Origin of the sequence: Dendronalium phyllosphericum CENA369, assembly GCF_016056275.1 — a bacterium.
Classification (GTDB): domain Bacteria; phylum Cyanobacteriota; class Cyanobacteriia; order Cyanobacteriales; family Nostocaceae; genus Dendronalium; species Dendronalium phyllosphericum.
In genome coordinates, this window is sequence record NZ_JAECZA010000230.1 from 1 (window position 1) to 12568 (window position 12568).

The following is a 12568-nucleotide window of genomic DNA, read 5'->3' on the forward strand; positions in this document are numbered from 1 at the left end:
CTCTATGGCATCGAAACCTCTAGAGTCTTAAAACGACAGAACCATACCTGTGCAGCCTGTGGGCTGAAATTCCTGTCAGATGAACTCGTTCATCTACATCACAATGACGGGAACCATACCAACTGGGAAAAAGAAAATCTAATGGCAATCCACCAAAGTTGCCATATTTTCCTGCACATGAGCAAAACCGCAAGGTAAGAACATCGGAAGCTGGGTGCGGGGAAACTCGCACGCCCAGATTTAAATGGGAGGTGCGGGGCATAATAGCCCCCATCGACCCAACCAGCCTGGGAGTAATTCTGGTAATGTCAATTTATCGTTATCTTGTAAAACTATTGGTTCTTGGTTAAGTCGGTAAACTGTTAGCGTCAATTTGTCAGGATCGATCAAAATACCAACTGCACACCCAAGTTCTAGAAATAGCTGAATTTTTTCTACTAGTGGTTTGATGCGGTCTGACTTAGATTTAATTTCTACCATCAAGTCGGGCACTAGCTCTACAAAATCGCGCTGGCTTTTTTTTAGTCTATCAGCACGAACAAAAGACACATCAGGAGCGCGAAGATTTCTTTTTTCGCTATCAGCTTCCTTGCCGTTTTCAATTTCTAATGTAGGCAAAATAAAACCGGCACTAGAACCAGTCACTCGTCCTAATTTTCGCGGGCGTACCCAATTACCGAGTAATCTAATTAATTCAGCACCGATTTCTTCAGAAACAAAATCAGATGGGTCCATAAGAAGTATATTCCCATCTACTAGTTCCATTTGCCATTCGGGATGCTCTGCTTGTAGCTGCTCTAAGTCTGTAATGGTGAACATAAGACCACGGGGAATGCATCTGTATCCATGTTCCTACAAGCTGATAAAAAAAATTATACCAATTTGGAAAATGATTGCGAGATATGGAATGACCAAAAGCTTATCAATTACTTTTTTACAATCCAAAATCTGTCTTGAAAAGTTTGACGGCAGTTGCTACAACGGAGGGAACCTCCGCAACGCACTGCCTCCTCAAGTAGGGAAATCCGCCCACGCAACGCCAGTTGCTACTCTGCGAGAAGCCGCGCGGAGCGCGTCTACAAGCCGGGAAACCCGTCCAACGCACTGGCTCAACTTTTCGCAAAATCCAAAATGGTATTAGCTGCTTATTAAAGTTAAGTAATTGAGTTATGAGTTCTGAGTAGAAAGAATAATACTCAGCGAGAAGTTGCAAGGAGGGTCTCCCTCCGGGCAAACTTCGGTTACTCAGCACTCACTTTACGAAGCAGACTCTTTAGCTGTAGGCGAACCCAACTTATGATTAACAGGTGAAACAGATTCACGACGGCTTGTCCGCAGTTTGGGCTTGGGAGTTCCACGTCCTTCATCTTCGCCAACGCTGCTGTCTGATTTAACCCAACTAGAACGGCTTCTCTCACCAGAATCACGACGCTTGTTGATTTTGGGTTTGGGAACAGGAGCTTCCTCTTGGGGAATCTCTACATCTGATTGCAACCAAGCGGGACGAGTTTGATCGTAAGCGATTTGCAATGCGGCTGCTGCGATCGCTTGAGCATCGTATTTTTCAATTAGTTCGCTGACAATCGGTAAGAATGAAGCTAGACGTTCGCCTGTTAGGGCTTCTCCAACTTGTTCTTGTAACTTCGTGATGTGCCTTGCTTCAATTTGTGCGCGTGTGGGTATCGATAGCAATTGCCAATTTTGGCGATTATGACGTTCAAATATCTGCTGCTTGCGCCGCTCAAATGGCTGTACCAAAGAAATCGCCGTACCTTCTTTACCAGCTCGACCAGTACGACCAATGCGATGGACGTAAGTTTCGACACTATCAGGTAAGTCGTAGTTGATCACATGAGATAACTGATCGACATCCAATCCCCGTGCAGCAATATCGGTGGCTACCACCCAGCGTACCTGACGATTGCGGAATCTGCTCAATAAACGTTCCCGCGCTTGCTGTGACAAGTCGCCGTGGTATTCATCTACACTGTGTCCAGCAGCTTGCAGTTGACTGGTGAGTTCTGCGGCTGTACGTCTGGTACGCACAAAGATTAAAGCGGTTTCTGGATCTTCCATTTCCAGAATTGGCTGTAAAGCTTTGGCTTTTGTCCAGTGACGGGGGATGAGATAAGCTACTTGATTGATTTTATTAGGAGCAGCTTTTGGTTGCTCAACGGTGACAGTCACCGGCGATCGCAAAAATTTGTTCACCAACATGCGAATCGATGGTGGCATTGTCGCTGAGAATAAAGCTGTTTGCCGCTCTTGAGGTGCTTGAGAGAGAATTTTCTCTACATCGTCGATAAAGCCCATACTCAACATTTCATCGGCTTCATCCAACACGAACCACTTAACTCGATCGAGTTTCAGACAGCCCCGTTCTAGCAAGTCAATAACTCGTCCTGGAGTACCCACAACCATATGGACACCACGTCTGAGTTGTAAAATTTGGCGATCGATTGATTGACCACCGTAGATTGCCAATACTCGCAATCCGTCATTACCCATGAATTGGGCGATGGCATCGTGAACTTGAATTGCTAACTCGCGGGTTGGTGTTAAAACCAGGGCTTGTACTGCTCTTTCTTGTACGTCTAGCCGCTCTAAAATCGGCAGCGAAAATGCTGCGGTTTTACCGGTTCCCGTTTGGGATTGACCGACTACATCCCGACCTGCTAGCAGTTGAGGAATGGCTTGTACCTGAATATTAGTAGGTGTGGAAAAGCCAATTTTTTCTAATAGCTCGACACGTTCTTGGGAAATGCCTAATTCTTGAAACGAAAAGTTCATCAAATCTCCTAGATTTAGTTTTTTTGCTTTTGAACTCTTATACCGAAACTGGAGCGTAACTCTTGACAACTTGACCGTAGAGGTCGTATGTATCGGCACTGTGAATCGTTACTGGCACGATGGTTCCTAGCGTTGCTTCACCTTCGATATACACTTGACCATCGACTTCTGGCGAAAATCTAGCCGAACGACCAATCAATTTCCCACTTTCAGGATTTTCCTGCTCAATCAGGACATCAACTGTCTTGCCTACTTCCCGTTGATTTTTGCGCCACGATATGGGCTGCTGGAGTTCCATAACTCGATGCCGCCGTTCATCCATCACTTCTTGAGGCAACCGATTGGGTAGCTGGTAAGCAGGGGTTCCTTCTTCTGGTGAAAATGTAAATACACCTACATGGTCAAATTCATGTTGCTGGACAAACTCTAATAAACTATCGAAGTGTTCTTCGGTTTCTCCGGGGAAGCCAACTATAAATGTTGTCCGCAGTACCGCTGTTGGTAGTGCTGTTTTGATGCGCTCGATAATTTGATTATTCACGCGTCCTTGCCAAGGACGATTCATAGCTCGGAGAATATCGGGATGAGAATGCTGTAATGGCAAATCCAGATAAGGTAAAACGTTCGGTGTTTCTTGGATTGCCGTTATCACATCCGGGGTTAGCCCGGTGGGATAAGCGTAGTGCATTCTGATCCAAGGTATGTCTACTTTGCCCAAGGCGTAAAGTAATTCGGCTAGCTTTGGTTTACCGTAAATATCCAAACCGTAATTAGTGGTGATTTGGGAAATCAGAATAATTTCCTGTACGCCTTGAGTTGCCAGTTGCTTTGCTTCAGTAACTATAGATTCAATAGTACGCGATCGCTGCTTGCCTCGCAGGTAGGGAATTATGCAAAATGCACAACGGTAATCACAACCTTCGGCAATTCGTAGGTAGGCCACGCCTTCAGTGGTAGTGCGGTAGCGCGGAGTGGTTTCATCAGCAATGTAGGTTGGTTCTACACTAACCTGTTTGACCCGCTCTCCCTGTTCTACACGCTCAATTACATTGACAATTTTGTGATAATCACCTGTTCCGACTACAGCCACAGCTTCAGGCAATTCCTCCAATAATTGTGCCTGAAAGTGCTGGGCCATACAGCCAGTAATTACGATTTTTTTGTTGGTTTCTGCCAGTTCTACCAAAGTTCTGACAGATTCTTCTCTTGCAGCTTCAATAAAACTACATGTATTAACGATAACGTAATCTGCTAACTCTTCATTTGTATCTACATCGTAGCCTGCTTCTACGAGCAGTCCCAGCATATGTTCTGTATCAATTCGATTTTTCTCACAGCCCAAGTGAGAAATTGCAATTGTTGGCTTTCCACCCATATTTTGAAAAATTTTCCGGTTTTTTCTTGCAGTCAAATAAAAAGACCAAAGTCATCGCACTTTGTAAATAACACCCTTGTGATTATGGCGATCGGGAGAATTTTTCCTCTCCCAACAACTGTATGCAGAACTGTGACCTTGACGATTTGAGGTCATGTTATGATATTTCTACTATTAGTCTGTTTCCCAGGGTAATATTAAGTGTCTTTGGGTACATTTGACACTTGTAATGTTTTTTAACAAATCGCCTCTTGGTATTTTACACTACCAAGAGCGTGTGGGTTGCTAATTTACCCGTCGGGAAGCCGCCCAAAGGGCTTGTTGTGAGAAGTCGCTACCCTCAGGGAAATCGCGCTTGCGACTACGCCTAGTAAAGCAGTAATGCTACCCTAAAGCTTGGGCTGGGCCTGCGACTATGCGCGGCGAGATGCCTAAACCACGGGAAGCTGCCTCGCGTCTTGTGAGTGGCAAACTCCTCTTGTAGCCAGGTTTTATCTTAACATATCTTATGAGACGTTTTACGCCAAATTCCATCCTAGGGCAGAGGCAGTAAAACGACCAGTATAAAACGCATTTCACCAGCTAGTTAAGAAGTCAAGAGTCAAGAGCGAGCTAAAGCAATGGCTCCCCATAAACGACTGGCGAATTCCCAAGGGGTCAACAGTCGAAAAATTTTTGGACTCTAGATTTTAGGCTCTGAACTTTGCAAAGCATATTTAAAGACGTGGACTTATATCAGCTATTTAAAACCCGATCGCCGATTATTGGCGTGGTTCACCTACTGCCACTGCCCACCTCACCCCGCTGGGGGGGTAGCTTAAAAGCGGTAATCGATCGTGCCGAACAAGAGGCAACAGCCCTAGCAAGTGGCGGCGTTGATGGCATCATTGTGGAAAATTTTTTTGACGCGCCGTTTACGAAAAATCAAGTCGATCCAGCAGTTGTGAGTGCCATGACTGTAGTGGTGCAAAGGATACAGAATTTGGTGACATTGCCCATAGGCTTAAATGTTTTGCGGAACGATGCTAAAAGTGCAATGGCGATCGCCAACTGCGTCCAGGCACAATTTATCCGCGTCAATGTCCTGACAGGAGTAATGGCAACCGATCAGGGTTTAATTGAAGGAGAAGCCCATCAATTACTTCGTTATCGACGAGAATTAGGCTCTAACGTGAAAATTATGGCCGATGTGTTGGTAAAGCACGCTCGTCCTTTGAGTTCGCCAAATCTCACAGTTGCCGTGAAAGATACAATCGAAAGGGGTTTGGCAGACGCAGTAATTTTGTCTGGCTGGGCTACAGGTAGCCCCCCTAACTTAGAAGATTTAGAACTAGCTTGTGGTGCAGCAAACGGCACTCCTGTATTTATCGGTAGTGGAGCCGATTGGGAGAATATTGCTACACTGATGCAGGCAGCAGACGGGGTAATTGTTTCCAGTTCTTTGAAACGCCAAGGTCGGATCGAGCAACCAATCGACCCGATTCGCGTCAGTCAATTTGTGGAAGCTGCACGTCGAAGTTGGAACTCTAAAAGTGACAGCAAATCAGTACAACAAGTTAAGTTACATTCTTAGGGACTGGGGATTGGGGACTGGGGACTGGGTACTGGGTACAGGGAAAGAGATATATTTAATAGATTCTCCTAATCCCAAATCCCTAATCCCCAATCCCAAATCCCAAATCCCTACTCCCCAATCCCCAATCCTATGATTCGCCGCCGTTCTACTCCTTGGATTCATAAATGGTCGCGTCCATTGATTGCCGCGATCGCTGGACTTGGTGCCCTCACAACAGGTTATCTTGCTATAGAAAAGTTAACAGGAGGCAGTGCAGCTTGTGTGGCACAGGCTGGTGTCAAAGGCTGTAATGATGTGCTTTCCAGTCCTTGGGCAATAGTTTTAGGTCAACCATTAGCTTTATTTGGATTTTTGGCATACACCGGTATGGTGATATTTGCCTTGGCTCCTTTGGTTTTAAAATCGGGCGCAAACAATACCAACAAACAACTAGAAAATTGGACGTGGTGGTTGCTGTTGGTGGGGGCGATCGCTATGTCTGTTTTCAGCGGCTACTTGATGTACTTGCTGGTATTCCAACTTAAAGCCTTATGTCCCTACTGTATTGGTTCGGCTTTGTTCTCCCTAAGTCTTTTAGTGCTGACAATCGTAGGACGTGAATGGGAAGATGTCGGACAAATCTTTTTTACTGCCATTATTGTGGGGATGGTGACGCTGATTGGTACTTTAGGTATATATTCTGGCGTGAATCAATCAGGTGTGACACCTGGAACTTCAGGAAAACCAGAGGAAATTTCCTTTGTTCCTCAGACAAATCCTAATCCGGAGTTTGGTTGGGAAATCACTACTACATCAGGCCAAGCAGAAATTGAGTTAGCACGCCATCTTGTCAAGATCGGCGCTAAAGAATACGTTGCTTATTGGTGTCCTCACTGCCACGAACAAAAGTTACTTTTTGGTAAGGAAGCTTATCAAATCATCGAAAGTGTTAAGGTAGAATGCGCTGGCGATAGTCCAAAAGGTAAACCAGATTTGTGTAAAGCAGCTAACATACAAAGCTTTCCTACCTGGATTATCAATGGTCAAAGCTATAGCGGAGTACAAAACCTAGCGGAACTGGCGAAAATTTCTGGTTATACAGGTTCCACAAGCTTTAAGTATTTCAAGTAATTTCTTCAAGTCTGTTTTTCATAACTTACTCTTGGATCGAAAAGTCAACTGGTTGAATGCAGCATTATTCCAGTTGACTTTTTTATTTTCTGCAATACTTTTGTTCTACCCACTAATTACAAATTTTTGATTTGCCTGCGACTATAATTTACAAGTAAAGTAGAAAAAAAATTAAGTAAAAATACGTATAATCTTTGAAATTTATACTTAAAGACTATTTCTACTATTGTTATCAGTCTAAAATTTATCTCCAGCACAACGGCAACTAGATCTATTTATAGAATTTAGTATGTCATTTTTACAACATGTAAAAAATTTACGCCAGACAAGTATACATGCACTGAAAGAGGAGATTTGTTAACTGAGAGTTACTAAAAATATACTTTTGTTAAAAATATTTTTTCTGAAATCGTCTTAGTAGGTATGAAGATTTTAGTTTCTCTGTGGTCAAATAAGAAGTCGGTAAGAATCACCGATCAAAATTTTCTAGAGGAAGTGGACTCAATGGAAAAGATTCTGAAAAAACCAGTTGAGTTCTTGCTTGAGCTATATTTGCTCAGTAGTCGTTAGCAATAAGAAAGAAATAAAGACTATTTCTCCCCAATAGGTAATGGGAATGAGTAAGCAGCTAGGCAAGCGTTTGGTGAAGTTAAGGTTGGGACTTAAGCAACCGCTTGGTAGAGGATACAGAGAATTGATTACTGCCTCTAGTGTTGCAGTCTGCATTTTGTTCATACGCTCTGTAGGATTACTGCAATCTTTAGAGTTGGCAGTTCTAGATCAATTTTTCCGCCTACGTCCAACCGAACAGCCAGACGATCGCATTACAATTGTTGCGATTGATGAAGCTTCTTTGCGTCAAGTAGGTTCCTGGCCAATTCCAGATAGCCAAATAGCGAAATTATTACAAAAAATAAACGTTCACAAACCTCAAGCTATTGGCTTAGATATCTACCGAGATTTGCTAGTACCCAGTAATGATTTGACAGGATTTAGTCATAAAGAACTGCTTGATACCTATAAATCAACACCGAATTTGATTGGTATTCAATTGTTAGCAAGTCAAAATCAGAAACAGAAAAATTTTGGTGTTTCACCTCCACTAGGGCTAAATCTAAAGCAAGTGGGTTTCAATAATGTGTTATACGATCCTGATGGCAAAGTACGCCGTAGCTTATTGTACTGGCATGTTGGTAAACAGGTACACGAAAGTTTTGCCTTAAAACTGGCTTTATTGTATTTAAAGTCAAAGGAAATTATTCCCCAAAAAGCATCTGACAATCCGGAATATTTGCAGTTGGGTAAAGCAGTATTTACTCGCTTTCAAGCAAATGATGGTGCTTATGTGGGTGCTGATGATAAGGGCTACCAAATTCTCTCCAACTTTCCCAAACTAGGCTGTGAGGGTAGTGGTTCTCAAAAACGCTGTGGTTATCGGCAGGTAACTATGAGCGATGTACTAAATAACAAAGTACCAACCAGCTGGATACGCGATCGCATTGTACTCATTGGTTCCACAGCCCCCAGTCTCCAAGACTTTGTATTTATTCCCCAATCTAGTAGGATTATGGGCACGGCAAAGCCGATTGCTGGCATTGAACTGCAAGCCTATTTTATCAGTGAGTTAATCTCAGCTGCCTTAGAAAATCGACCTTTATTAAAGACATGGTCTGAACTAGGGGAATACTTATGGATTTTTACTTGGTCTTATTTAGGAGCTGTAATCACATGGCGAATACAACGCCCAATTTATAGCATCCTTAGTATTTTGTTTTCTTGCTTGATATTGATATTGAGTGCATATGTGGCTTTTTTGTTAGGTTGGTGGATACCAAGCATTCCTTCACTGCTTACCTTTGGTATATCTGCTATTTGGGCAATCTTTCACATTGCTCATATCCAAGAAGAGTTAAAACGCTCCAAAGAATTTTTACAGCAAGTAATTAATACAATTGCCGATCCTATTTTTGTCAAAAACGAACAGCATCAATGGATTGTTTTAAATGAAGCTTATTGTCGATTCATTGGTTATTCTGATACTGTGTTAATTGAAAAGTCAGATTATGACTTCTTCCCTAAACACGAAGCAGATGTATTTCGACGACAGGATGAGCTGGTTTTTCTGACTCAGCAACCTAGAGAGAACGAAGAAGAGTTTACTGATGCTAACGGCAAGATTCATTTAATTGCCACTAAGCGATCGCTTCATAAAGACGCTGCTGGTAATTTCTTTTTAGTTGGGGTCATCCGTGATATTACTGAGCGCAAGGAGAAAGAGGAAAAACTCAGGCGCACTGCTGCTGAGTTATCCCGCTCTAACAATGAATTGAAACGCAAAGAAGATCAGTTGCGTTATTTGGCTTATCACGACCCTCTGACAGGTTTATCTAACCGCAAATTCTTCGCAGAACAACTTTACGAATCTTTAGATTGGGCACAAAACAATAATTTATCGCTAGGACTGCTGTTTATCGATCTAGATGGCTTTAAGCAAATCAATGATACCCTCGGACACGAAATCGGCGATCGCCTATTAGTGGCTATTGCTCAACGACTCAGTAACTCTTTACGCGGTAGCGATACTGTTTCTCGTTTGGGTGGTGATGAATTTACCGTGATTTTACGAGCAATTCCTAACGCACGAGTAGCCGCTAAAGTTGCTGAAAAAATCTTAGGATGCATCACTGAGCCAATTGTTCTAGATGAATACACTACAAAAGTTTCTGCTAGCATAGGTATAAGTATTTACCCTCTTAACGGACAAAACACTGAGGCATTAATTAAACAAGCAGATACGGCTATGTATCGTGCTAAACACCTCGGTAAAAACCGCTATGAGTTTGCTTGACACCTACGCTGGTATTCAAAAAATTGGAGATTAGGTAAGGGTAAAACGAAAGAATTATCGCGCTGCGTTTATAGCAAAGTGCTGGGTGCTGAGTAAAAACCCAGTTGCTCTAAACCTTCGAGCGATCGCAACTGTCCTAAAGGATATTACAGCTATATTTTTAATTTTCAATCTCATCATCGCTAATCATAATATTTAATTATGGTATCTATGTACTAAACAACTAGCGTTTAGCCAAGTTCTGGCTAGAAAATACAAAATATGTATATTTATATAAAATTAAGTAAATAAAAATGTATTGTTAAATTTTGTATCTTAATTATTAATTAAATATTAAAAAAATGGTAATTTTACCGCCGTAAGTTCACTAATCGTACTTTCAAGCAAATTTTTCATCATAGGCGAACCCAGTTAACTTGTCAAAACACATCAACAGACAAAGGTAGTACATACACGCAAAAAAATAAAAACTTTGTTAAAACTTGATAGTGTTGTTAAGACTCTTAGTAAAAGTCCGATGAACATCTGTCACAAGAGTGAGTAAATACCTCTAACCTGAGACTGATGCCAAAAGTCGCTTTTTAGTTATATTTCTTAAGAATCTAGTCTTGTTTAAGGTATAAGCGGCTAGCACAGACATCAGATTCTCTCGACTACTTTTTCGCTAAGAAGCTATCTATTCACGCTCAAAATTTTATTAATATTTAATTTTTTGGAAAAAATAAATATATCGACTGTAGATAACAAAACACTGGATGAAAGTCAGATGCAAGTAATACACAAAAACTTATGGGAACTTATGGGAACGAACTTAAGAATCACTAGTGCTGTGATATTTTGTATAAGCATTTACACAATCATGCCAAAAATTGCCAACAATCCAAGCTCTTTTGGCACTTTGAAAGCTGATATCTTAGGCATGACTAGCAGCGATCGCTTGACTACTTCCAGTGTTAATTCTCAAAGTGCAAAAGATATATACGTTCCACCAAATTTTGGTGGCCCTGATAGTCAGCATGGTAGTGGCACTCGCTAATATCATACGAATCGCAGTAGGAAGTAAGGGAAAGTGTTAACAACTGATGACTCAGCACTTTCAAGACAGCCTAGATACTAAGCACAAGCTATAAATAACCCTACTTGTTTAAAACCTCAGATTTCCACCATTGGCTTTGTTGTACGAGCGTGTGGACTTGCCAAGCAGGGTCTGGCTGAGGATAATCTAGCCGATAATGTCCGCCTCGACTTTCGGTTCTAAAAGCAGCACTTTTAAGAATTAAATAAGCTACATCTAGTAAATTTCGCGTTTCTGCCCAAAGTCGCAATTGCCTATCACAGTCTGGGATGTCGAACTTCACTGGTTCGTTTGGACGTAAAGAAAGCAGAAATTGACTTAAAGGCAAAGTTGCAAAATCTTGCTGCCAAGATTCAACAGTAGCGATCGCTAATTCTAAACGCGATTGTTCCCGACAAATACCAGCACTTTGCCATACTAAGCGCGGTAACTTCTCCCTGATTGCCTCTAACTGTGCTTGCTGGCTTTGCCACTCAGCATCAGGAAGGCTAAAGGTTAAAGGATTAAGGATAAATTCAGATGCTTGTACTTCTTGCTTCATCCTTCTAACTTCATCCTTCACATGAGCCATCTGCGCTCCAAATACAATACATTCCAGTAAAGAATTACTCGCAAGTCGATTTGCTCCATGTACTCCTGTACTAGCTGTTTCTCCCACTGCATACAAACCGGGAATATTCGTGCGATTCTCCAGATTGGCAACAATACCACCCATCCAGTAATGAGCGGCGGGGGCTACTGGAATTGGTTCGTTAAAGACATCAATACCCCAACGTTGACAAACTTTGATGATATTGGGAAAGCGGTGACGAATTTGGTCTACGGGTATGGGACGCATATCTAGCCATACATGAGCAGTTGCGGGATCGGCCGCAGTACGTTGCAGATGGCTAAAAATCGCTCTACTGACTACATCTCTGGGTGCTAGTTCGCCAGCAGGGTGGTAATCAAAAGCAAAACGCCGCCCTTCGTCATCGACAAGATGTGCCCCTTCACCGCGTACAGCTTCACTAATTAAAAAGCGATCTGCACCGAGTTTGGTGAGAGCAGTGGGGTGAAATTGCACAAATTCCAAATCGCGAAGGATAGCCCCAGCACGCGCAGCGATCGCTACTCCATCACCTGTACTTACAGCCGGATTAGTAGTTTGGGCAAATACCTGACCTCCGCCACCAGTTGCTAGCACCACAGCACCAGCTTTGATCCAACTGATTTCACCTCGATAAAACAAGCTAATTCCTTGGCATTTCCCAGTTTGGGGTTCTAGCCACAGGCTCAATGCTAAAGCTTGCTGGATAACTTGAATATTCTGGCGGCGCAATACTTGGGCCGTGAGAGTGGTAGTAACTTCTCTACCTGTAGTGTCAGCGGCGTGGAGAACACGATGGCGAGAATGAGCTGCTTCCAAAGTTAAAGCTAAAACGTTGCCATGGCGGTCAAAAGCAACTCCCAAGTTAACCAATGATTGAATGCAGCTAGGGGCTTGTTCGGCAAGAAATTCTACAGCCGAGCGATCGCACAAGCCCGCTCCTGCCTGCATCGTATCTTCAATGTGCAGTGAAGGAGAATCTTCTGGGGCGACAGCCGCCGCAATGCCACCTTGCGCCCAATCGCTGGCAGACAAAGAGACAGTTTCTTTAGTTATCAAGCCAACTTGTAAGTCTTCTGGCAAACATAACGCCGTGTATAGTCCAGCAGCACCAGCACCGACTACTAAAACATCAAATTGGCTAGGAATATCTGTTTGAGGCAAGGTTATGGGGGAAGGGGAGTAGGGGAGGCTAAGGAGGTAGG

At 42.8% G+C, this 12568-nt stretch carries 10 protein-coding genes; 5 read left to right on the forward strand and 5 right to left on the reverse strand.

Translation table 11 applies throughout. The features are described from left to right. Positions 1-19 precede the first annotated feature (19 nt). Together I8752_RS39155 and I8752_RS26020 are read right to left on the reverse strand one after the other, a co-directional pair. The gene (locus I8752_RS39155; RefSeq protein ID WP_214435124.1) at positions 20-262 is read right to left on the reverse strand and encodes a hypothetical protein; all 243 of its coding nucleotides are present in this window, start codon (positions 260-262) and stop codon (positions 20-22) included. Continuing rightward, a complete protein-coding gene (locus I8752_RS26020) occupies positions 241-819 on the reverse strand; it encodes a Uma2 family endonuclease (RefSeq protein ID WP_214435125.1) in 579 nt (192 codons plus the stop codon). Before I8752_RS26020 ends, I8752_RS39155 begins: the two co-directional genes overlap by 22 nt. 88 nt (positions 820-907) lie before the next feature. Between I8752_RS26020 and I8752_RS26025 the strand changes: the two genes are divergently transcribed. After that, positions 908-1141, forward strand: a complete 234-nt coding sequence (locus I8752_RS26025; protein WP_214435126.1) for a hypothetical protein — start codon at positions 908-910, stop codon at positions 1139-1141. 116 nt (positions 1142-1257) lie between these two features. Here I8752_RS26025 and I8752_RS26030 read toward each other — a convergent pair whose 3' ends face one another. Together I8752_RS26030 and rimO are read right to left on the reverse strand one after the other, a co-directional pair. Continuing rightward, positions 1258-2790 carry a DEAD/DEAH box helicase gene (locus I8752_RS26030; RefSeq protein WP_214435127.1) on the reverse strand — a complete coding sequence of 511 codons (1533 nt, stop codon included), beginning with the start codon at positions 2788-2790 and terminating at the stop codon, positions 1258-1260. A gap of 37 nt (positions 2791-2827) precedes the next feature. Next, positions 2828-4165, reverse strand: a complete 1338-nt coding sequence (gene rimO, locus I8752_RS26035; protein ID WP_214435128.1) for a 30S ribosomal protein S12 methylthiotransferase RimO — start codon at positions 4163-4165, stop codon at positions 2828-2830. Positions 4166-4889: 724 nt separating this feature from the next. Between rimO and btpA the strand changes: the two genes are divergently transcribed. The 4 genes from btpA (at position 4890) to I8752_RS26055 (ending at position 10735) form a co-directional block, all read left to right on the forward strand. Further along, on the forward strand, positions 4890-5738 hold the full coding sequence (gene btpA, locus I8752_RS26040) for a photosystem I biogenesis protein BtpA (protein ID WP_214435131.1): 849 nt from the start codon (positions 4890-4892) through the stop codon (positions 5736-5738). Between the two features lie 132 nt (positions 5739-5870). Further along, the gene (locus tag I8752_RS26045; RefSeq protein WP_214435129.1) at positions 5871-6851 is read left to right on the forward strand and encodes a vitamin K epoxide reductase family protein; all 981 of its coding nucleotides are present in this window, start codon (positions 5871-5873) and stop codon (positions 6849-6851) included. A 616-nt stretch (positions 6852-7467) separates the two neighbouring features. After that, a complete protein-coding gene (locus I8752_RS26050) occupies positions 7468-9699 on the forward strand; it encodes a CHASE2 domain-containing protein (protein ID WP_214435130.1) in 2232 nt (743 codons plus the stop codon). Between the two features lie 859 nt (positions 9700-10558). Then, positions 10559-10735: a hypothetical protein gene (locus I8752_RS26055; protein WP_225895914.1), complete on the forward strand. Its 177-nt coding sequence runs from the start codon at positions 10559-10561 to the stop codon at positions 10733-10735. Positions 10736-10835: 100 nt separating this feature from the next. On the opposite strand, the gene nadB is transcribed toward I8752_RS26055, so the two are convergent. Further along, the gene (nadB, locus tag I8752_RS26060) at positions 10836-12527 is read right to left on the reverse strand and encodes an L-aspartate oxidase (protein WP_214435133.1); all 1692 of its coding nucleotides are present in this window, start codon (positions 12525-12527) and stop codon (positions 10836-10838) included. Between the last annotated feature and the right edge of the window lie 41 nt (positions 12528-12568).